Origin of the sequence: Mesorhizobium sp. M1B.F.Ca.ET.045.04.1.1, from assembly GCF_003952465.1 — a bacterium.
Taxonomy (GTDB): Bacteria; Pseudomonadota; Alphaproteobacteria; order Rhizobiales; family Rhizobiaceae; genus Mesorhizobium; species Mesorhizobium shonense.
Map to the genome: position 1 here is coordinate 1,293,227 of NZ_CP034448.1, position 23,152 is coordinate 1,316,378.

Annotated in this window: 11 protein-coding genes and 3 pseudogenes; 7 read left to right on the plus strand and 7 right to left on the minus strand. The window is 58.7% G+C overall.

Translation table 11 applies throughout. The annotated features are described in order from the left end of the window. Nucleotides 1-38: 38 nt before the first annotated feature. Complete coding sequence (locus EJ071_RS06420; protein ID WP_126057623.1) at nt 39-290, minus strand: hypothetical protein; 252 nt, start codon at nt 288-290, stop codon at nt 39-41. Nucleotides 291-428: 138 nt separating this feature from the next. On the opposite strand from EJ071_RS06420, the pseudogene EJ071_RS39185 reads away from it, so the two are divergent. The 3 genes and pseudogenes from EJ071_RS39185 (at nt 429) to EJ071_RS06435 (ending at nt 2,517) form a co-directional block, all read left to right on the plus strand. After that, nucleotides 429-951, plus strand: a pseudogene (locus EJ071_RS39185) (SMC-Scp complex subunit ScpB). A gap of 533 nt (nt 952-1,484) precedes the next feature. Continuing rightward, on the plus strand, nt 1,485-2,135 hold the full coding sequence (locus EJ071_RS06430) for a DUF433 domain-containing protein (RefSeq protein ID WP_126057624.1): 651 nt from the start codon (nt 1,485-1,487) through the stop codon (nt 2,133-2,135). A 4-nt stretch (nt 2,136-2,139) separates the two neighbouring features. Continuing rightward, nucleotides 2,140-2,517 (plus strand): DUF5615 family PIN-like protein, encoded by a 378-nt coding sequence (locus tag EJ071_RS06435; protein ID WP_126057625.1) that lies wholly within the window; start codon nt 2,140-2,142, stop codon nt 2,515-2,517. Nucleotides 2,518-2,538: 21 nt separating this feature from the next. Here EJ071_RS06435 and EJ071_RS06440 read toward each other — a convergent pair whose 3' ends face one another. From EJ071_RS06440 to EJ071_RS06450, 3 genes are read right to left on the minus strand one after another with little or no spacing between them, the layout of a single operon-like run. Next, the gene (locus tag EJ071_RS06440; RefSeq protein WP_126063810.1) at nt 2,539-5,172 is read right to left on the minus strand and encodes an ATP-binding protein; all 2,634 of its coding nucleotides are present in this window, start codon (nt 5,170-5,172) and stop codon (nt 2,539-2,541) included. Next, nucleotides 5,169-6,293: a DNA repair exonuclease gene (locus EJ071_RS06445; RefSeq protein WP_126057626.1), complete on the minus strand. Its 1,125-nt coding sequence runs from the start codon at nt 6,291-6,293 to the stop codon at nt 5,169-5,171. The genes EJ071_RS06440 and EJ071_RS06445 overlap by 4 nt, the downstream gene beginning before the upstream one ends. 13 nt (nt 6,294-6,306) lie before the next feature. Continuing rightward, the gene (locus EJ071_RS06450) at nt 6,307-12,270 is read right to left on the minus strand and encodes a DUF3320 domain-containing protein (protein WP_126057627.1); all 5,964 of its coding nucleotides are present in this window, start codon (nt 12,268-12,270) and stop codon (nt 6,307-6,309) included. A 670-nt stretch (nt 12,271-12,940) separates the two neighbouring features. Here EJ071_RS06450 and EJ071_RS06455 point away from each other — a divergent pair. Further along, complete coding sequence (locus tag EJ071_RS06455) at nt 12,941-15,625, plus strand: AAA family ATPase (protein ID WP_126063811.1); 2,685 nt, start codon at nt 12,941-12,943, stop codon at nt 15,623-15,625. A gap of 21 nt (nt 15,626-15,646) precedes the next feature. On the opposite strand, the gene EJ071_RS06460 is transcribed toward EJ071_RS06455, so the two are convergent. Continuing rightward, complete coding sequence (locus EJ071_RS06460; protein ID WP_186815491.1) at nt 15,647-15,976, minus strand: hypothetical protein; 330 nt, start codon at nt 15,974-15,976, stop codon at nt 15,647-15,649. A 59-nt stretch (nt 15,977-16,035) separates the two neighbouring features. Here EJ071_RS06460 and EJ071_RS06465 point away from each other — a divergent pair, with 59 nt between their 5' ends. From EJ071_RS06465 to EJ071_RS06475, 3 genes are read left to right on the plus strand one after another with little or no spacing between them, the layout of a single operon-like run. Further along, entirely contained in the window at nt 16,036-17,493 is a 1,458-nt protein-coding gene (locus EJ071_RS06465; RefSeq protein WP_126057628.1) for a metallophosphoesterase, read from the plus strand. A 2-nt stretch (nt 17,494-17,495) separates the two neighbouring features. Further along, nucleotides 17,496-19,562: a hypothetical protein gene (locus EJ071_RS06470; protein WP_126057629.1), complete on the plus strand. Its 2,067-nt coding sequence runs from the start codon at nt 17,496-17,498 to the stop codon at nt 19,560-19,562. Continuing rightward, nucleotides 19,559-20,614, plus strand: a complete 1,056-nt coding sequence (locus EJ071_RS06475) for a hypothetical protein (protein ID WP_126057630.1) — start codon at nt 19,559-19,561, stop codon at nt 20,612-20,614. The genes EJ071_RS06470 and EJ071_RS06475 overlap by 4 nt, the downstream gene beginning before the upstream one ends. A 606-nt stretch (nt 20,615-21,220) precedes the next feature. Here the strand turns inward: EJ071_RS06475 and EJ071_RS06480 are convergent. Next, nucleotides 21,221-22,278: pseudogene (locus EJ071_RS06480) on the minus strand (class I SAM-dependent methyltransferase). Nucleotides 22,279-22,335: 57 nt separating this feature from the next. After that, nucleotides 22,336-22,556 (minus strand): annotated as a pseudogene (locus tag EJ071_RS06485) (insulinase family protein); the annotation flags it as partial. Nucleotides 22,557-23,152: the final 596 nt, after the last annotated feature.

A 23,152-nucleotide genomic window follows, 5' to 3' on the forward strand; every position in this document is an offset into this window, starting at 1 on the left:
ACCGGTATACCTTTCCCAACTTTGGCGGACCATTTACCTCAGGCATGATCATCTCGCGTGACATTTTTTTTGGCGCCATCATCGCACGTGGCATTTTCTAAAAACCAAGACGTGTCAATTTGTAAAATCAAGGATGCGGCCGCGCCCGTTGCGAGGATTTGCAGGTAGCTCTTCAGCCCCAACACGATGTGTGAGGCGGCGGTGGAAAAGGCAACCGACGGCGTCGACGCGTCCTTTGATGATCGCAAGCGATATGCTTCGTCGCGAGCCCAGATTGCGGTCTCGGGCACAAGGCGAGATCACAGTTCTGCGATCTGTGGTAACGCGAGCCCGCAAAGCGCCGCTGCGGCCACCGCTTTTGGAATCTGGACGAGATTCGTCGTCGTCTGAGATCAGTTGATCGAGCAGTTCGCGCGCGCGGGACGCGCTTGCGGTGCAGTCTCTCCCGCGAGCTCGCCCGTGACCTTCTCATCGACGACATCCGAGAGCTGCGCGGACGGCCCTATGACCTCGTCGCTGTCGCCGGCGGCTGGAAGCACCTGACACGGCCGGCCTATGCCGATGCCATCCGCGCCTGCGGAAGCAGCGGGCGTGCCGTGGACCTGACGTGGTCGGACGTGCTGATGCTGATGTGCATCGGCACTTCCAGCCGATTACCCGCGCCGAATTGTCGTCGGTTTTCGGGAAGTAATCAGTCGCGACCTGATCGGCCATCTGCGGCACCGGCCTGATCGCGTCGAACCCGCGCAGTCCGACGCCCGGCGCTCCCTACACCTATGTGACGACAAAAGCGTCCTGCTCGAGTTCGGCCTCGACACGCTTCGCGATCTCCCGGACTGCGAGGCGCTCGAGGATGCCGGGCTGCTGAGCAGAGATGAGCTGCTTGCTGGTGAAATTATGCCAGAGTTGGCTAGTGGCCATGAGGATGCGGGTTTGGATACGGAGGAATAGCTTGGCGCTGCAGACGCTGTGGCCACCGGGCTTGCGAGTGCTTCCAGCTTTCCATAGCGAATCTAGCGCGCCCAAGGGCGTCCGAAATTTGTAGGCAAATTTCGGACATGGACACGGTCAGCGACGTCAAGCAGGCAGCGGTATGCGGCCTCTGCACCGCTGTCGCCCAAAAATTCGTGGCCATGGGCAAGCCCCACTTGAGACCCCCAGAGAGAACGCTCGTGAGCGATGGAAACGGTTTTGGTCCAAAGCTTGATACAGATGGCCTGCAGATGGGTGTAGGGTTTCAAAGCGCTCGAAGACGCGCCTTCGCAGAGTTAAAAGTCCGCGACGAACTCGTGTGTCGTTTGTCGCCAACTGCAAATTCGATAGTTAGCGCAATTATACTGCGCCGAGTCTGCCATCTCGAGCCCCAAGGGTTTGTGAGGCCTCTCGGCTCACCACCGCCTTTGCTAACCGCCGTGATTCCAAAGACGCGTGCCTTTACGGAGGGGGTCAAACGGCCTATATTATTCTTTATAAGGAGAAGAATAATGGGCACACTTGCTCGCATCTACACCCCCGCAGAGGCAGCCGCCGTCAGCGGGATAGGAATCAAGGCCGTGCACAATGCGATCGACAAACGCATTGTCGATACTGTGCCAAGCACTGCTCGGCGCATCGGTGGGGTCGTCCGACGGGCATTGACCGGCGAGGATTTGCTGCGGCTCAAGCTTTGGTATGGCGTGGGTGCGACATTGCCCGCTGATCGTCGCTACCGCCTGTTCGAGGAAATCAAAGCTGCCCCAAGGGCCAAGACCGTAAGGGCCGACGACCTGCTGATCGTCGACGTCGCCGAGGCACGTAAACAGCTCAAAGCGCGCATCGTGGATCTTGATGAAGCGGAGGCCGCCATCGGCCGCGTTAAAGGGGTGATGGGCGGAGAGCCTGTCTTCAAAGGAACCCGCATCCCTGTTCGTATGATCACGACGATGCTAGCGCAGGGCGCAGATGAAGCGGAGGTTCTGGAGGGATATCCGAAGCTAACGCCGCGCGTGATTGAGCTCGCCAGAATGTGGGTCGCCGCGCACCCGGTTCGTGGGCGGCCTAAGAAGCTGGTCGAGCAGGGCGTGAAAATAAAGTCGTCGAAGCGCGTGGTTTTGAAGGGCGACCCAGGTCCGTCGGCCAGGTCGAGACGCGTGTGACCTCGTGAGGTTTCTGATCGATGAGTGCCTGCACACGTCTCTGGTTGCGGTAGCCCAAGAACGCGGACATGAAGCAAACCACGTCAACTGGCTTGGGCTAAGCGGCGAAACCGACTGGGACCTCATGCCGCTCATTATCGATGAGGATTTCACCTTCGTCACCAACAATGCTAAGGACTTCAGGAAGCTCTATGCCAAAGAACCGGTTCACGCCGGCCTGATTATCGTCGTCCCTCAGGTCGGGCCTGAAAAACAGAGAGAGCTCTTCGATGCTCTCCTCGAGGATCTTGGCCCAGAGGAATTCCTGATTAATGAAGTTATCGAAATCGAGATCGAAAACGGCATTGCAATCGTAACACGATACGATCTGCCGTCGCCCTAGCTGAGGCTGCGCGATCTCCGCTTATGACCGACCCGGTTGCCAGTCGCTCATCTGCAAAATGTTACCGCCGAGTTTTGCAAACGCGCGTTGGCGGCAGGAGAAAACGAGAATCTGCTGATCGTGTGATTGACGATGCAAAGCGTCGAACATGCGCTCGATGCGGTCGTCATCGGAATAAACCAAAGCGTCATCCAGGATAACCGGTGTGGGTCGGCCGTCGCGGGCAAGCAAACGGGCGAAGGCCAGACGTGTCAGAACCGAAAGCTGTTCTCGCATGCCGCCACTCAACCTATCGACATCCTCATCCTGACCATTGCGGCGAACGGTCTGTGGCAACAGTGTGTTCTCGTCGAACACTATGGAGATGTCATCGAATAGCAATCCAAGCAGCGGTCGCAGCTCGGACATGACCGGCTTCAGATAAAGATCGCGTGCCGTCGAGCGCGCAGCGACCAGCGTCGTGCGCAGCCGGTCGAGGACGGCTTTTTCGAATTCGAAGCGTCTCGCTCGCTCTCCAGCGATTTCCAATTTTTCTGTGGCCTCGCGCAAAGCTTCTTCCACCGCGTCGTCGGACCGAGTGCGAATATGGCCATTGAGATCGGCCAGGGTTACACGCAACTGACTTGCTTCCTGTGTGGCGGCATCCTGAACCGAACGGGCGCGGCGCAGAACGGCTTCAGCGCTGGTGAGATCGCGAGCGCCGTCGCGCAGGGGAGCAGCGCGCATTTCGGCCGCTTCGCGCAGCTTTTGTCGTGCGGTGGCCTCGGTGAGCAGCAAGCGCCCCTTTTCCTCGCGCGCTGCATCGGGTCCCAATATGACCTCGAGGCTGGTCAGTTCCGCCTGGATGGTGACATAAGCCGTCTCCGCAGCCATGACAGCCTCGTCGGCATGGCTGCGCAAAGGCAAGGCCTCGCGCACGCTGTTGCGTGTTGTCGCCACACGCTGCTCGGCTGCGGCATGATGTTGCCGGATCTGTTCTGGATCGACTTTGAGTTCGAGGTCCCCGGCCCCGAGGGCACTCAGACGAGCAAGCTCCTCGTGTAATTGCTGTATCCCCTTGGGCGCGAGATCGGCAAGTCGCTGACGCGCCAAGCCCAGTTCGGTAGCTTTGTCGCGCGCTTCCACTAGGCGCTGGCGTGCCGTCCTGAGGCTATCGACACCGAGGGACGCAAGCAGGCTGCGGTGCTTCGCTTCGGCGTCTTCGATGGTCCGGTCGGCCTGCTGCGGCCGATTCGATCGCAGGGTCAAGGCTCCGATGCCGGCAATATCCAGGCGTACGGTGCCAGCAAAGCTTTGGTCTTCTGCATGGGGCAAGGGCTTGGCATCGATGGTCACCAAATCGGCGGCGCCGTCCCGGTATTCCATGCATAGCGTCGGCAGGGTTGCCAGGTGAGCTGCACGAAGGCTGGCGATCTCGATTTCGAGCGCCTGGAGTTGCTCGACAGCTTGTTCCGGCACCGCCAGCATCGCCAGTGCTGCCTCTCCATCTTCGATCTGGGTTCTGGCGACTTCGGCTTGTTTCAACCGGTTGTCCGAGCCGGCCAGTTGTTCGGCAGCGTCACGCGCCAAAAGAGTCGCATCCAGCCGCGCGAGCAATTCGCGTGCTTCGCGCTCTTCCAGTTCGGCTGCTTGAACTTCGCCCATCGCTTGTTCGTTTTCGGCAATGGCAGAAGCGCGCCGATCGAGAACCTCACTGCGGCGAAGCTGCGCAATCGTCGACTGCTGGCGCAAATCCGTGGCTCGTTTGAGCGCGGTCCGAAAACTATCGAGGGCCTGCTGCGCCGCGTCGTGGTGAATTGCGGCAAGGGCAGCTTCCGCCTCGGCGGCTTTCAAGGCTTCGCTGTGCGATTTGGCGGCCTCGACTGCGGCTTCCGCGGCCGAGATGGCTTCCCGCCGAGTGGCGCCTTCTTCGGGGTTTTCAAGCTCAGACAGACGCGCCAACGCCATGCGCCGCTTGTCGAGCGAATCGCGCAGACCGGTGACTTCGGCGCTGAGACGCTGCTCGTCTTTCACCAGCTTGTCACGCTCGTCGAGCGCTGCCGCATAGAGACCGCCGCTCTTGGGACGCAGCGTTGACGTAACCAGGCTATAGAGTTCTTCTTCACATGCCGCGGCGATTTCGGCCATGCGTCGCCCGCCGGTCAGGGCTTCAACTTCCCCCTGAACCGAGGACAGTAGGCTTTCGCGCACGCGTTTTTCGCCGTCCTCCTCGCTTTTGCTGCGCCTTTCGATGCCGGTGACCCCTTGGCGAACCCAGAGCAATCCTGCCGGTCCTGCGCTTCCGCCATGGATTAGTTTGCCGATAAAGGCTTCGGCCTCATCGGCTTGAGCCAACAGTCGCCCGCCGTCGAGGTCAATAACGCTGGCCAGCCTGCCGCCATAAAACTGCTTGGCAAGTCGATAGCGTCCTTCTGAAGTGGTGATGTCGGCCTCCACCACCGGATTGCCCCCACTGTAAGGCCGCAACAGTCGCACGCCTTCGGGTGTGCCCGTGTGAGGCTGGAAAAAGAGTGCGTGCAGCGCTTCGAAGAAGGTTGATTTGCCGAACTCATTGACCGCGCAAAGCACGTTGACGCCGTCGCCGATGTTTTCGATGGCGACGCCTTGCCCGGCGAACCGTTTGACGTTGTGGAGCCGAAGGGCCGTAAGTTTCATGATCCCATCGCCTCGCAATAGCTGAACAACCGAACCAGTGCTTCTCGCGATATGTCGCGTTCGACAGCCGACCGGGTTTCGTCGCTGCTTTCATCCAACAGTGCCTGCGCTGCCTCGCGAAGGGCACCAGAGCGGTCGATCCGATCCAAATCGCCACTTTCGCAGTCGGTCGCGAGCCCGTCCCCGTCCAGTTCCAGATAGGCGAAGTCGGGCGCGGCTACCGCGATCGCCGCTTGAAGGATCGTTCGCCCACTTAACCGCACCCGGCCAGACGCGGCAATTCGCAGCAAAGTCTGACGCCGCAGATGAGCCGGTGGAAGCAACGCTTCAAATGCCGCGGCGCTGTCGTCGCCAGACAGCAGATGCAGGGGAGCGGTTTTCCAGGAAAAGCTAGCTGTTTCAACGGCCACGATCTCGGGCACGGCGCCAGGCCCGGCAATGGAAACGACAAGGGCCTGACCGGGTGTATCATGCTTGAAACGGTCAGGTTCGGGCGCACCGCTATAACGGCTGCGCTCATTGATGGTGACGGGTCCGTGCCAGTCGCCAAGTGCCAGATAATCGAGGCCGGCCTTAGTCGCGCGATCTGGTGCAATGACATCGGACGCTGCTGAATCTTCGGAAAAGTTCTGAATAGCGCCATGAGCAAGGCCGAGCCGGATGGCGCCTTGCGGCGTCGCGGCGCTGTTCATCCACTCGGTAAGGTCGCGACCGGGTCTGCGGGTGGTGCAAGGTGCAGGCAGCAGCGCCACGTCCGCGCCAATGGTCAGGGTTTCGGGCCGCGTCGCCAGCAGGACATTGTCCGGCACAACGCTGTCCGCTGCACTCCACAATTGATCAGCCAACAGGGAATCATGGTTGCCAGGCAGCAATATCCAGCGCAGAGGCGCGCTCTGGCTCATCTCGGCCATGGCCTGCCGCAACATCGCTGGAGTGGGCGTTTCGGTATCGAACGTATCGCCGGCCAGAAGTATGGTGGATGCACCATGGACGCGTGCCTGCTCTGCCAGCCGGCTGATCGCGCCATGGCGCGCTTCACGGAGCCGCCCGCGCAGATCCTCTGGCATGTTGCCGAACCGCTTGCCGATATGAAGATCGGAGCTGTGGATGAATCGAAACATGGAGTCTCCGAGACTATGTCGATGCCAGGTTGCGCTGGGCGCGATCGATGGCTTCATCCAGCCGGGAGCGTGAAATCGCCGCAAGTCGCTCGACACCGAGCAGACGTGCAAGGTCGAGAGCGGGGTCGGACTGTTCCAGAATGTCCTCGTTCGCAACGACGACAGCGGCCAGCTCGGCGATTGGAATGTCGGCAATGGACCGGCGGGCATCGGCATCGAACGGCATGCGATAATCAAGCAGGTCGACCACCGTCCCTCTCTTCCATAGGAAGCTGCCGCTGGATTCTTCAGTTCTATCGAACTCGCGCAGATGCAGGTCGATCCGCTCCCGAATCTTGTTGCCCGTTCTGAGCCAGCCATGCGCCCGTGCGATGCGCTGCGCAAGGACGTCATCTCGCAGAGGTCCTTCCTGCTCGATCACCGCGTCGACCATGGACCGCAGCGTGCCTCGGTAGACGAAGTCATAAAACTGATCCGGGCTGGTGGAAAATCCGGTTAGATCAGTCAGGCGATAACGGCCGCCCGTCGGTACGGTATCATGCGTCGAATGCGCGGCCGCAGGCAAAATTCCTGCAGATGCCGATGGGCGCTCTCCCGTCGCGAGGGGAGCGGCGACAAGTTCTGGCTCTGATTTTATCGACGGATGTTCCGGTTCGCCGGCCGATGCTAGGTCTTCGGCTGGCAATGGGTCCATGGGGTCGACCTTATGTCCCATGTCCCAATGGATCGCGGCTTCACTTTCCTGTTGTTCAGCCTGTTTGCGACGGCTTTCCTCGAGCAGCGCGGCCAGGCTGGCATGAAGCCTCTCGGTGCAACCTTCGAGATCAAACCACCAATCGGTTGACCATACCCGGACAATGTTCCACCCGAGGCCGCGCAGGACCTGCTCGCGGACCTTGTCTCGATCTCGCGCCGTGGCAGAACTGTGATAGGTCGCGCCGTCGCATTCGACCCCAGCCAGATAGGCGCCGGCGAGATCGGGATGCCGGATCCCTATATCCACTCGAAAGCCCGAAATGCCGACTTGAGGAACGATGGTCCATCCGCGCTTCTCAAGCTCGGCAGCGACGGCCTCCTCGAAAGGGGATTCCAGGGCTCCGACCGATCCGCGTTCCTGCGCTGGCAATGCCACAGCGCCGCGTTCGGCAAAATCGAGAAAGGCTTTGAGATGCTGTACGCCGATCGCTTTGGTTCGGTTGGGGTCGATCTGGTCGGCGGCAAAACCTGAAAATACGATCAGTTCCTGCCGCGCACGCGTCACCGCGACATTCAGCCGGCGTTCGCCGCCGTCCCGATTCAGCGCGCCGAAATCCATGCTGCGCTTGCCGGCATTATCTTGCGAAAAGGTGATCGAAAACAGGATTATGTCACGCTCGTCCCCTTGGACATTTTCCAGATTCTTGACGATGGCGGGCTCAATACGCTCGTCGGCAAAGAACCATTCAAGCTCCGGCTCTGTCTGGCGTGCCTTGTCGAAAAGGTCGAGGATGAGCGACTGCTGTTGCGCGTTGAAAGTGATGACTCCGAGCGTGGGTCGGTCCTTTTCCGGTAGGGCCAGCCAACGCCGCATCCTGCTGACCGCCTCGTCGGTTACCGCTTGGGCTTCGATTCGATTGGTGCGGCTTTTGCCACGGTCATAGATGCCGGTCGTGATTTTTCGCAGCTGAACTGCCCGATCTTCCACCGTTGGCGAAGGGAATGTGATGAGCCGGTTCTGATAGTAGTGATGGTTGGAAAAGGCGATCAGCGACTCATTGCGGCTACGATAATGCCAGCGCAGGTCACGTACCGGGATGCCGGCCGCTTTGGCTTCGTCGAGAATGCTCTCAAGATCCTTTTCGTGTTCGACGACTTCCTCGTCCTCCTCGTTGCGGCCAAAGAAATTGGTGGGCGGCAACTGCTTGGGATCGCCTACGATTATGGTTTGATGGGCTCGCGCGATGGCACCGACGGCGTCCCAGGTGGTGATCTGCGATGCTTCGTCGAAAATCACCACGTCGAACAGGGCTTGGTCGGGCGGTAGATATTGAGCGATTGAAAGAGGGGACATCAGCATGCACGGCGCGAGCTTGGCAAAGCTCGTCGGCATCGCGCCAATCATCTCGCGGATTGACCGGCTGGGCCGCTGCAATTCCATCTGATGGCGCAACAGGCCCAACTCGGAATTGCGCGGGACGCCTTGCACAGCCGGCAAACCATGAGCGATGGCACTGATGACGCGAAGGCTTGCTTGAGCGCGGACAAGATCGTCGATTTCCCGGAAATCTTCGATGGCGTGCTCGTGCTGGAAGCGACGGAAATTCCGCAGCACCGGATCGGCATCCAGCGTGGCCGGCAGCCACCAGCGTACATAGGCCAGGCGGAACGCGGATTGAGCTTCAGCTGGTCGCACTAGACCCGCCTCGATATCGTCGACCAACGCTCCCAGATTGTGACTGACAGCCCTGCGACGAATGCCGCACCACGAAGTCCAGTCCCGGAGAAGATGACGGGCGTCGAGCAAGTCTCCCATCGCAGTCGTCAATTCGGTCAGCGGGTTATCATGTTCTGCCCAAGAAGGCGTCTTTCCAGCAGGGATCGCAAATTGGGTCTTGGCAGCCTCGAATGCTGCAGAAGCCGCAAGGAAGCGGGCTGCCCCATAGCGCATCGTGCTATCTGCTGCACCGCTTCGCAGGCTCGGGGCGGTTGCTTGCAGGAGCGCTTTGAAATCCTCCGTGCCGAGGCCGGGCAGGCGTAGCGTCTGTCGAAGCCTTTCGGCCATCGAGAGTATCTGATCGATACGGTGGGTGTCGGTATCAAGTGCGGCAAATCCGATCGGCTTCCCAGATAGGATGTTGGCTTCGACAGTGGCCCGGCGGTCCTGCATCAGGCGCAACAGCAGCAAGTCGTGCTGAGGATCGGCTACCCCCTCTGTGACATAGCCTTGAAGCAGCTTCTGGACTTTGCGTTTGCCCAACTGACTGTTTGGCCAGAATGCAGAAGCGGCCTGCTGCCATTGCTGCTCTATGTCCTCCACCCGTATGCGCGCAACGGCAGCCTCGTCATAGCGGGCCGACAGGTCCTTGCGAGACTTGCGATAGTCTCCGATTGCCTCATTGAGAGTGGCGAGGGCTCCCCGCAACTGGGCGAAATCTCGATCAAAGACAATGCTGACGTCATAGCCGGCACTGTCCTGGAGTGCCGCTGCTAGTTTTCGCAGCGCTTCGAGCTCCGCTTTTGACGCGTCGCCTTTGGCGCGCAGGCCGATGCTCACCAGGAAGGCGTCGAGTGCGGTCGCTAGAACCTCGGACGCATTCTTGAGGGTCTTTGCCCCTTCGAGCAAATTGTCCTGCCAGCCTGACGTCCACTCGGTGACATCTATAAGACGCAAGACCGACCGCATCTCCACCGACTGAAATGCGAGACCTGTTTCGGCGGCAATATGCTCCAGCGCCAGCCGGTTTGCCTCGTCATGGGAATCGCGCGATGGCCAGGACAATCTCGGAGCGTGCTGCCGCTTGTTCTTGAGAGCGATGCCGAGCGCCAGATAAGGCGTCAGACCATTGACATGGTGCCGATGCAGCGCTTCGACATAGGCATTCAGTTCGTCGCGACGGACGCGAAGCCGCTCGTTGATCGCAATCCACTCCGCTGCGTCCACGCGCACGCCGCTTTCCCAGCTGATCCTGAGCTGGGTGAGAAAGTTGCGTCGGTCCGCCTTGCTGGAATGGAGTTCGAGACAATGCGCGCCCAGGCCATGTTCGCGCAGGCGGCGATACACCACATCGAGCGCCGCCGTCTTCTCGGCCACAAACAGCACGGTTTTGCCAACTGAAAGACAGTTGGCAATCATGTTGGCAATGGTCTGGCTCTTGCCAGTGCCGGGAGGACCGATGATGACAAAATCGCGACCCTCAGCGGCGGCAAGACTTGCGGCGGTCTGTGAGGAGTCGGCCGGCAGCAGCAAAACCATGTCGGACGGGGCATAGTGCCGGTCGAGTTCGCGCTCGTCGCGGAATGATGCGCCATTGCCCTCGAAAGCTATCTCCGGCGTGTCGATCAGATGGCGCACGACACGGTTTTCGCGCAGCGCATCGGTACGCTCGACCAGATCCTTCCACATGAGAAACTTGGCGAAGGAAAAGGTCGACAGCGCCGTCTCGTCCACCACCTCCATGCCGGGGACGTCGCGCACTGCCTGGCGCATAAGACCGAGCAGCCTCGGCACATCAACGCCGCTTTCGTCCTCGGGCAGCTCACCGGAAAACTGTGGCAGTTTGAGCTCGAAGTCGCGTTCGAGAAACTGCAACAAGGTTGCGTTGAATCGCGGTTCATCTTCATGGAAGCGCAAGGTAAAATGCGATGTTGCGCTGCGGCGCTCGATTTTGACCGGTACGAGCAGCAATGGCGCGCGATAGCTGCGCTCGTCCTCGGCCTTCTTCTTCCAGCGCAGGAAGCCGACCGCCAGGAAGAGCGTATTCGCGCCGCCCTCGGCAAAATCGTTGCGCACTTGCCGGTAAAGATCGATCAGCCGGGATTCCAATTGACGCCCATCGAGCGTCGACGGGAGCTCGTCGCGCAGAAGCGCTTCCGCGGCAAAGCCACGCTGGAGGTCACGTCCGTGCACCTCGCGATAGAGGACAGCATCCCGCTCGCCCAGTGGATTCTGTTCGGGGAGCGAAATCAGCCGGATCGAAGCGCCTGCCATCAGACGGTCCTCGAGGTAGCCGACGTCAGTACAAAGAAACGGAATTGTCTTCTTGGAGTCCGGAAAATTGAGCAGGCGGTTCCGCAGTGTCAAATCGAGGAGCTTTTTCTGCCAGCGGTCGATCCGTCCGGCCGCTGTCGTCGGCTTTACCTCGACGATCTCGACCGGCAGGGCTACCACGGCCGGTGCGGCTGGCAACGGCAACGCGATTTCGGTTGCCGCCTCTGCATCCACGCTGCGGCGCGTCGGTTCGTGCGAAGCAAGCGGTGTGATGCCGCCGCTGCGCGAGCGGCGTATATCGATGGCTGCGACAAAGGTGGCTACCTGCGTTTCGTCGAGCCGCTGTTCGATTGCGTGTTGGGCAGCCTCCAACGTCATCGCCGGCCGATGCGTCACGCCTGTCGTCTCAAACACGATGAGTTCGCGCGATGCCAGCGCCTTGCGGACCTCCATGGCATCGGGTTCAATGGCGTTGGCGAGCGTCCTTTGTGTCATCCAGACGCCGACGGCCGCGTGTCCCTGAAACATCAAAACGACGGGATGCAAGCCCGTCGCCTCCAGGGCGGACGCGAATAACAGACTGGTATCGAGACAGGTTGCCAGCTTTTCTGCCGTAATAATTGAGGGACGTCGAATTTTTTGGCCGCGGCTTTCGAAGCTCGCAGGTGGCTCTGCATAATGCAGCGATAGGCCAGCAATGGCCGAATAAATTGCGGCCGCCAGCATGAATGCGCGTTGCGGATTGCCGCTTTGATAGCCATCGAGGCTGGAAGGATGACCATGCGCTGCGAGCAGCTCCGCTGCGGAACGCAGCAGTCCTGCGATCGCCGGGTCGTTCGGCATGACGAATGCGGCGAGCAATTGCGCCATATCGACGACGCCACCCCATTCGTCGCGGGCAAGCAGGCGCACCGCAACGCGCTGCTCGGCCAGCACTGCGCCTCCTGAGGTTAGGCGCAACGTTATCTCCCCGCGCTCAGCCTCGTTGAGACCGGCCAGATAGCCGGCGTCGAGATCGATTTTTCGATCGCTTAAGGGAAGCCGGTCGCCAGCAACGATCCGATCAATTGTCCAGCTTTTGGCGCGCAAAAAAGGGGGGTTCGATGTCAGCTCGAGAGTGCATTTTTCGAAACCCTGCTGGGTCGGGTTGTTGAGCGCGATAGACCGGATCACCGGAATAGCATTTTGGAAGGACGCATATGTAAAGCTGGCGGCGATGTCCGCCACGACTTCTATTACGGGCGCGGCTGATATACCGGCAGCATCGCCAGTCTCCGAACTCGTTTCCATACCCCATCCCCTATTTTCATTTACGATAGAACTTTGCCGCCAGAATTTGAAAGTAAATTCTCGGTATGGTCGCCGCTTATGTCCAGCAGCATAGATTTCTAAAAGTGTTACCGCCCAGATAACGGTCGAAATGGAGACAGGCGATAATCGGTCGTCACGATTGGAGGGGATCCAAAAGTCGCGGAAATCGGAGCGCCGGCGCACGCTGCTGAAACCCAAGACGGGCAGGACGTCATCCGCAAATGTGTGGCGGTCCGGGCGCCATGGACCAAGCGTTGCGCGCCTATCGCGAGCGCTGTCGTGGCGCCTATCGCGGACTCGGACCCAGCCCGACAGTGACGGCGAACCTCGATCGGCCTATCGGTGAGGCGGTCGAATTCCGCCCATAGACTATCGAAAGGCACGCACTTCCAGCTCTATCTCCTCGTACGCGTTGCCGGCTACCTAAATTCGTGCGCGCGGTCCAATGCCTTTGATTGCTGATGTCGTTGTGGAGACGTTTGATCGCTGAAGCATTTGTTTGCTGACCTAGCGGCGCGGGGGGAGGTCATTTATTGGGTACATCTCCAGCACTCTATGTGCGATCGCGAGGAAAATTTGTCCAGACAAGCGAATTCATCGAATCTGGACTAATCAATAAGTATAATGATGGTAAGATTCGGGGGCAGGAATGGCCGAGGTTGGACTTTTGGAATGGGCGGATAAGCAGCCCGACTGGATTAGGGATGCCTTAAGAAGACACGCCGCGCGGCCGGGCTTCAACCTCGAGCAGGAGGATAAGGCCGGTGTAACAGCTCGGGTCCGCCACGTCGGTGGATTTACCGCTGATCTGCCCGAATGCTCTCCGCTCTCGGCGGAGCATTTGAGGGCCAACAGTTCGAACGAGCCGCGCGCGGTGCTTTGCTCACTCGGCCCCGTCAAGCATTTGAACCGCCTCGCCGAAGAGCAGCAACTGCGTTTCGCCACCGATGGCATCACCATTATCTACGGCGACAATGGAAGCGGAAAGAGCGGCTATTGCCGGATCGCGAAGAAGCTTTGCCGTAGTCTGACGGCGGATGATCTTCTTGGCAACGTGTTCGAGATCGGCACCAAACCGCCAGCCGAAGTGCTTGTCCGGTTTCTCGAAGAGGGTGCTACGGAACCGACCCCCATAACCTGGAAGGACGGAACGCTGCCCCCCGCGTCAATTGCACGGATCTCCGTTTTCGACTCCGCGAACGCTCGCCTCTACGTCGATAAGCAAAACCGTATCGGTTTTCTGCCCGCAGCCATCGCGCTTCTCGAAAGCCATGGACGTCACCGCACCGAGCTCGAAGCCGACTTCCGGGAAGAAATCAAAGCGATCGAAAAGAACCTAAAGACACCATTGCCGAGTGGGTACACAGCTGCCGGCGCGGTCGTAAAGCTGCTGGCTCGTCTCGAAATCAAGTCAAAGGACGTGATGCCTTCCGCAGCCGAAATCAAAAACCTCGCTGCCCTCTCAGAGCAGGACATGGCTGATCTCGCTGGCCTCGAACAGGCTCTGGCAAGCGACCCTTCAACGATGGCGACAAAGCGTCGGCGTGCCAAGGCGGCCTTGGAAAAACTGCTGACTGCATCTGAACAGATCGACGCGGCTCTCTCAGCGGCGGCCCTCGAGATTTATCGCAATCTATATGCAACAGCCGATTCTACAGCGCAGGCTGCACAACTTGCCGCCTCAGGAGCGTTCGCGACTATGCCGTTGAGCGGCGTTGGGCTTTCTCCCTGGCGGTATATGTTCGACCATGCACGAGCCTATTTAGCGAGCGTCACTGGCATCGATCATCAGCACTTGCCAGATCAGGAAGGCGATCGTTGCATGCTCTGCCAGGAGCCGATGACGGCGGACGCCGCGGGGCGGATCCAATCCTTCAATGACTTCGTAACGGGCGCCGCAAATAAGGCGGCGCAAGTCGCATCTATTGCCCATGAAGAGGCCCTGCGCCAAATCAAAGGACTCACCATTGCGACCGGGGAGGCGGTTGAGGCGGCTCTCGGAGAGTTTGGCGATCTGTCCGCCGCACGCAAGGCGATGGTGGCCCTGATCTCGGCATATTATGTCGAGGCAGGTAAAAGGCGTGATGCAATTGTCGTTGCGGCTGCGCTGTCCGAGTACGCTGCGTTCCCGCAACTTGCGGCGCCAGTTGCATCGAAACTCCGAACGGAGGCGGAGGCGCTAGAGGCCGAAGCGCTGACGGACGACAAGGCAGCGGCCGACGACGGGAACCGCGCTACCGATCGAGCTCGTCGCGATACACTCAAGGATCGGAAAAAACTGGGCGACGATCTCACCATCGTTCTCGCGCGCTTGGCGAATCTCGAAGAGCGGCGCAAGCTTCTCTCATGCTGCGATGCTGTCGAAACAGGCTCGGTGTCACGGCAGATGACGTCGCTTCGACGAAGCCTCGTCATGCAGGATCTCGAAAAGCGCGTCGTCGCCGAGATTGAGACTCTGGCGTTAACGCACATCCCGTTCGCAGTTAATGATCGTAGTCAAGATGGGCAGAGCTATTTCGAGGTCGGGCTCAACGCGGCAAAAGCGATCTCAAACAGCAAGGTCTTAAGCGAAGGAGAGCAGCGCGCGCTTGCCCTGGCCTGTTTCTTAGCCGAGGTCGGAGGAGACACATCGCGTCAAGGCATGATCATCGACGACCCCGTGTCATCTCTCGACCATGTTCGGATCAGGCGGGTCGCGGCAAGGCTCGTAAAAGAAGCGGCCACAGGACGTCAGATTATTATTTTCACCCATAATCTTCTGTTCTTCAACGAGGTGGTTGACGCAGCTGCGCAGGCCAATCCGCCGATTCCCCTTGTTCGAAACTACATCAACAAGTCCGAATCTGCCGGTTTTGGCTTGATTAGCGAAACTGACGAGCCGTGGATCGCACAGTCTGTCACGAAGCGCATCGAGACTCTCAAGACGCGCCTGAAGAGCTTCGACGGCGCCACTGATTTCACCACCGATGCTTGGCGAAGGTCAGCGAAGGATTTCTACAGCGATCTTCGGGAAACCTGGGAGAGGCTCGTTGAAGAAATCCTGCTCGGTAAAGTCGTCGAGCGATTTAACAGCGATGTCAAGACACAGAGCCTGAAGGGTGTGGTGGTCGAGGACGAAGACCACAAGCGAATCTATTGGGCCATGAAGCGAGTTTCGGAGCGTTCTGGACATGACATGGCGTCCGCCAAGGCCATTCCAGTTCCAACACCAAACGATATGAAGAGCGATCTTGATGGAATTGACCAATATCGTATCGACACCACCAAACGAAAAAAGGATGCCGAAAAGCGCCGGATTGAATTCGAACAGCCTCCCAAGGCGACTGTACTCTAGCCTAATGACTATTGTCGTGTATTACTGGCCCTCACTGGCTTCATCCTGCTGCGCATGCCGGTGTCCGCCTGCCGCGGGCGAAGCCGACGTGACGAGGAAGTATCGCGAGGGCGCCAAGCCATCAATGGCTGTGCGCTCGCTCTTCATCTTGGATTTCAGCGCCGAGAAGCCTGACCGCTGGTAGTGCTTCGCCTGCACAATGTCGCCGCCGGCAAGGGCATGTCGACCATCCATCGCGTCGTCCGGTCCCTCGGGAAAGGCCTCGAAACGCTTGTCGATCTCGCGACCTACGAGGTCGCGGGCCAAATCCTCAAACTCGTTATGGGACAAACTCGAGAAATCATAAGCCATGCGCCCAGATTGAGTGCCCATTTGGTGGGCAGACAAGCAACCGGGGGCACAATTGCGTCGTGCCTCTCCATTACCAACAAAAAGATAAACGCGCTTTCCAGGCGATGCGGTCGGATGATCGTTTCGCGCTTGGCAAAAGCGAACGGATTAGTCTATGGCTCTCGGCGGGGGGGCGAGTTATGCGACGGGTGCGAATCCTTCAAGTAGGCGATATTCACTATCCGGATTGGCATCCTTCCTCTAGCAACATCGATGCCAAGGATAGCAAGTTCGCTCCGAAAATAACGCAGAAGCTACGCGCGTCTTCGCTGCGTGCCGTCTTGACGAAGCTTCGGCGGCTGACGACTTCGAAGCCCTTGGATTCGATCGCCTTCATGGGGGATTTCACGAGCCGTGGCGACAAGACTTTCATTGCTTCGGCATTCCAGCATTTCACGTTGCTCTGCCGCGCACAGGGGCGCAGTTCAAAGGCGCTTCCGTTGATATTCGTACCGGGAAATCACGATGTGAACCGTGATGACGCGCGCGAACTTGGACCGACTGAGAAATTCAGCGAAATGGCGAGTTTAGCCGCCCGCTTGGGTTGGCAGACCGTTCCCGTGGACCAACCCGTGCACTTCAGACTTCCGACAGGATCCGCAGGCGCAAACTTCATCCTCGTCAACACAGCGATAGGCAGTTGGGAGCTTCAGAACCTTCCCGCGTTCCTTCGTGATCGTCTCGAGGCACTCGGTCCTTCTACAGAACCTGTAGATCTCGGCTCGCCGGACACCTCGGGACATTCGCCCGCGACACCTCCCAGCGATCCAGACAAGGAGGCGTCCGACGACGAGTATTACGGTCAGATGGACACGCCATACATCTCGCGTGAGATGCTTGCAGGCCTACAGGAATTGCTCCAGCAGCCCGACATGCGTTACGGCATCATGATCGGCCATCACAATCTGCTGCCACAAAAGACTCCGCGCATTACGCCATACGCGGAGATGCTCAACAGCGGATTTGTCAGAACTCAGCTGCTGCAGGGCAACAAGCCTATCGTCTACCTGCATGGACACATACATGCCGATCCGGTCGAGATCGTCAACGATCCAAGGTTTCCGGACGGCAAATTGATCTGCATCTCAGCACCAGAGATACAGTCAGGTTTCAATGAGCTCGTCTTCTTCACGACCGATCAGGGAGAGCTCGTCGGCATCCGACTTATACCCTACCGCACCAATGTCGCCGACGGGACGGTCATGGAAGGCGAACATTGCTTCATCTCGACTATGTCCAACGGCAAGGCCTTTCTGAACAACGACACGTTTGACCTGATGCGCCGACTGCGCGACCATGCCACCAGGCGCGGGAATGGGTTACTCTTCTGGGACGAGATCACTGAGATTGCCGCCTCCGCCGAGCTCGGGCTAGATTTGGAAGACTCTCTTCTGATGCTCCAAGCGGCGCGCTTCGTCGAGATAGACGGCCTCACGAAGGCAAACTCGGCTTGGCGCATTAAGGTAAGGGACGAATAGAGATGGAGAATCCGTTCGGCCCCAACAGGATCGAGTACGAAAGTCGCCCGATACTGTGGTTCAGTCAGAAGTCGGCCTTGATTTCTGCCGCCGCCAAGCCGGTCTTCGTCGCAGGGACGAGAGGCAGCGGCAAGACCAGTATTCTTCGCTCGCTTTCCACAGTTCATATCCTCGAAGACAAAAGTCTCGCGGACCAAGTCGGCAAGCTCGGCTGGTATGGCGTCTTCTTCCAGCTCAATGAGACATTTTCGCCCCTAATCGACAACGCGGTTCTGAACCTCATTCCGGAGCGGATACGCTTCGACACGGCCGCCGTGATCCCGCGGCAATTCGTAATCTTCTCTCACTATCTGGAGCTGAAGATAGTCGAACGCCTGCTCGAGAGCATCAGCCAGCTCAGACGCGACAGCCACTTGAAATACCGGGCCTCTGAAGATAGGGACGTCGCCTTGGCACTGCATCGCGAAGTGCTGCACTTCATACCCCAACCTGCCCGTCTCGACTTCTTCAGCATAGATGAGCTGCGGGGTGGGATAACCCGGTACGTCGACGAATGCTTCAACGCGTTCTTCTTTGCCGCCGATGAGGGAGCGACCGGCTTCAGAGCGACAGACCCTGGCGCGATCATTAACAAGGTCGCGACCGCGATCACCCCACTTTTAAATGGCCCATCTTTCGCCGGTGACAGGGCGCCCTTCTTCAAGATCCTGATTGACGACTGTGAGGCACTGACACCGCTCCAACAGCAGTTCCTGAACACCTTGGTGAGGAAGACGCGCGGCAATGTGAAATGGGTCCTCGCCTACATCGGCGGCCTTTACGACACGATCCGGACGATCATACCCGGCCAGTCGCTCTCGAATGCTGACCGGGACGTCGAGAATCTTGATTCAGTCGATCCGAGGGAGTTCGCCACGCTGTGCGAGAACGTGTCGTCGCTTCGGCTCTACTATGCGCTTCCTGACCATCTGCGGAGTGATCTCAAGCGCAACGATGCGCTCAGCGCGTTTTCGCTCAAAAACCGGCTGGGGCGGCTTTCCGTCAATGACATCATCGAGCGGGTTATCATATCGGGTCATTCCGAGGGCAGAGAAGAGCTTGTGGCACTCGCTGATGCAGCACGTGAATTCCTCTCCGTGAATTTGAGGACGGCGGATCAGCAGCAATTCCTTCTTGATCGAAAAGCGCGCCCTTATGCCGAAGGGCTGGCGCTCGCGCTCATGAACCCGGAAATCAAGCGCCGGCCCATGAGCAAGGCGGATGCTTCAAATCTGAAGAGGTCGATCGCCCGGAAACAGGGATGGGCTTTTCTGAAAGCGTGCCAGATGCTGCGTCTGCATGACTACCCGTACGTAGGGCACCAGATCATCACATCATTGAGCGACGTCTGTATACGCGATTTCCTTGATATAATGGGAGAGATCTTCCGCCGCAGTGTTCCGAGTTCCAGTGATCCACGAAAACTGGTGGAATTCATCAACTCGGATTTACAGATTCATCTCGAACAGCAGAGACAGGCTGTGAACGCCGCCTCTCAACGGAAGCTTGATGGACTTCAGGCGCTTTCACATCCGTACGAAGAAGAGAGCGTGCGCATGGTGCGGGCGTTGGGTTACCTGACCGCTCGCCTCCAGACAGAGTTTGCCGAAGAAAATGCTCTAGGAACGACAGAGAGAGGCATTTTCAGGGTTGATCTAAAGGAAATGCGCTCGCTGGTGAACCGACTGGAGCAACCCAGCGGAAAACTGGACGAGGTCCTGCGTCGGGCGGAAAGGGATGGGTTTATCCGGGAGGTCTCCGCCGCCGGCAACTTTGAGGTGGACCGCGCCGACCCCGCATCGAAGGAGATGCTGATCAGATTGCATCGGCGATTTGCACCTTACTTCGGGTTCTCCTATCGCGGCCCGTACGAAATCAACACAATCCCTGCGGCGCAGATGGTCGACCTGCTTTTTACCAGGCATCGGCTCCCAGAAGACTGGGCCGACTCGGTGTTTAAGGAGCTCGTCGCGCGGCCCGCACTCAAGACCGAATTCCAGCACTCGCTTTTCGAGAGCGATCTCGAATGACCGCTTCAACTGTCGAGTATCGAGTCTTCGGCCATCTGGCCGTCACTGAGAAGGCGAGAGATGCAGGTACCTGCGAAACGATGGAGGCAGATATCGCGATCGTCGCGCTTGGATGGGAAACGCGTTTCGCCGCGTTCGAAAACCATCTTGACCTGAAGGTCGGCAAAATCGTGGTTCTGGACTTTGCTCTGAAGGAAGCGAACGTCCCAGCCGTCGAAGAAAACCGGCGAAAGCTCATCGCTATGGGTACCCGATGGGGCGTCGAAGTGACTGCGATCACCCTCGAGCCTTCCATCGAGTATCAGAAGAACATCAATCTCCTCGATCACCTGCTCACTCAGATGGCCGCTTCATGTGGCTCATACGAAGGAAGCCTGCGGAAGGTTTTCGTCGAGTGCTCGACGATGCCGCGAATCTACATCCAATGGCTGATTGCGGTGGCATTCAAGAAAATGTCGATTCAGTCTCTCGAATTCGGGTACGCCGAAGGTATCTACGGGAACGCGATCGGCAAAGAGGATTTTTCCAGCGGCTTGGACCGATACGTCACCGTCCCTCATCTTCAAGGCAGCGGAGGAATGGGCGAAGAGAAAGTCCTGCTCGTGGGGATCGGAGGAGATGCCGACGTATTCTACGGATTGATCGATATCGTCAGTCCGGAACGGATCTCGCTCCTCGTCCCAAGAAGCGAGAAGAATGCGCATATCGATGCTTTGCTCGATCAACAGGTGGCCAAGGTACGTGAAACCCACCGGCTCGAAGATGGCGAAGTTCGCGACATCCAGGCTTTCGGGCTGATGGCCCACCTCGATGCTTTCGAGACGTATCTCGACGGGTTCGGCTCGCGTGCGGTGGTGAACGTTTTTGTCAGCGGCCCGAAGGTTCAGGCCATCGCTGCTGCCGTGCTCGCCTGCTCCGACAGCCGCGTCCATCTCAAGGCACGAATTCCCACCTCCTATGCCCATCGTGAAGTCTCAGCGAATGGGCGGTATCATATCTATAGGCTGATTGACCTGACATCCCCTGCCTGCAGCCTTCCCGGGACGTTCTGACACGATCTTGCATTCGAGTAGCATCATGGTCCCAGTAGCCGTTCCGCCAAGCCTTCAGCGCATGTTCGTGTCGCCCGATCCGGTCGATGGGGGACTAATTCCCACTTAGAAGCTGCTCTACATCAGATCAGGGGAAATGCAGACTGGCAGAATTCCATAATTAGCGACTCAAAACATATACTCAGGCGAGACTGTTTAGCATAGAAATAGTGAGCGCTCTCCAATATGTTAGGCTCTGTCGCAGTAGCGCAACAAGCTCAGTCTTTGGATGGGTGGTATGAGGATGAGACGACTGAATGTGTACAGGCTCAGTCATTTTATCGAGGCTCTCGTTTTTGTCGTAAGCGCGTTCGGTGCGACGTGGCTTACCAGCTTTGTGAACGCGCCATGGTGGGCATATGTGATTATAGCGGCCATCACTATGGGCATGTTCGTAGCCGTGCGTCGGGTCCTTTCTGAGCCGCAACGTATGGGACTCTTGGCACACAACTCGGCAGCGACCTCTGCGTGAACCCAGGCGCCTTGAAAATGTCCCCGATGCGTCCGGATTTTTGGCGGTGATCTTCAATCAAATGCGATGAGCTGCAATTTCTGGCGACGGCCACGCTAAGGGCGGGCCTCCAGCACCATGTTGAACGGTGTCTCCGCGGCGCGACGCAATCGCTTGAAGCCGCCGCCGGTCACAACCTTGCGCAGCCTCGCCTCACCGGCCTGGGCTCCAAGCGCGAGCCCGACTTCCTGCGACACGGATGCGGGCGTGCACACGAAAGTGGAAGCGGCATAGTAAACGCGGCCGACGGGATTGAGGTTCGCCGCCAGATGATCATGCGCGAACGGCTCGACGATCATCCACGTGCCGTCCGGCTTGAGCGATCCGTGGACATGGGTGGCGGCGCCCGTCGGGTCGCCCATGTCGTGAAGGCAATCGAAGAATGTGACGAGGTCATACGTTCCGGGATAGCTCTTGGCGGCCGCCACGTCGAACCGCGTGTTAACGCCGACGCCGGCTACCTCGGCCGCCTTGCGGGCGCGCTCAATCGAGGGGGCATGATAGTCGAAGCCGACGAAGCGCGAATTGGGGAAGGCCTGTGCCATGAGCACGGTCGATGCACCATGACCGCATCCAACATCCGCGACGTCCACGCCGCGTTCGAGCTTCTCGACGACGCCCTCCAAGGCCGGCAGCCAGGAGTCGATCAGATTGGCATTGTAGCCTGGACGGAAGAACCGTTCCGTACCGCGAAACAGACACGCGCTATGATCGTGCCACCCGACGCCCTTGCCGGACTGGAATGCCTGCCTCACCTTTTCTTCATCGAGCCACAGCGCGGACAGGAACTCGAATGCGCCTGCCATGAAGGCCGGGCTGTCTTCATCAGCGAACACCAGCTCTTGCTCGGCGTTGAGATAGAATTTGTCGCTCGCTTCATCGTAGTCGACGTAACCCGCCGCCGCCTGCCCGGAAAGCCATTCCCTTACGAGGCGTTCCTGGGTGCCGGTGCGTGTCGAAAGTTCGGCGGCCGTCATCTTGCCGCCTTCGCGCAATGCCTTAAACAGGCCGAGTCTGTCCCCAGCAGGACTCCCGCGCCCGTTGCGATCGCACCGAGATCGCCGACCATTTTCCCCAAGAATGCGTCCAACTTTTCCTGATTCGCTTCAGACATCTGAATCTCCCTTTGGGTTCAATCTCTCCAGGCGACGGAGCCGTGCTCGTCATGAGGCGCCTTGAGCATCAGATGCTCGAAGACATGCAGATATCCCCGGCGGCTCATCCGCGCTGCCGATCCTGCACCAGACCATATCGGTGACGAGCGGCGCGGTGGTCGGGAATGACAGCCACCTCCATGCCGTTGAAAAGCAGGAAATCCGTCACTTTGCCCTCGTCGGTAACCGGCGGAGCCGGAGTGGTCGTCACCAGGGCAAGCCCTGTTGCAGCAGGTATCCTTGGGCAGCCTGTCAGAACATCGATGACTCCGGTTGTGGTGCCGGGGCGGGCGATCAGGGGCCAAGTGATTGTTCCGCGGCGGCTGTATGTTGTGGTAAGGTGATCATGCGAACTCTTGTTGGTCGGTCACGTGTTTTGCGGATGACCCGCATGTACTGTGCCAAATGAGAAAACCATTCAAACGCAATCCAGTAGATCTGACTGTATCCGACATTGTCGGAATTTGGACATCGCCGAACGCGAAGCGCTCGGGGCTTGTGACGATACTTGAGCGTGCTGCTTCGGAGGAGGGATGCGCCTCGAACCGGCCGCGAGGCCTTTTTCTGGCAACGGATATTCCGGCCGGGTTAGGCCGCGAGGAAAGCGACGGTGAATAAGAGGTAGAGGACCAACCGTTTTGAGCGGGTAGTTGCCGTGTTGCGCCCCCAGGCAAAGGCCAGCACCACGGAGCAGTATTTCTGGTGGCGATACTACATCGCCTTTAAGTGCCGGTTACCCGTTTTTACCCAGTTGGCCTGGTGCATTCAGAGCGAGGTCGTTGGAAACCGCTTATTGTGGCTATGAGCAAACTCGGGATGGAGGAGTGGACCCAA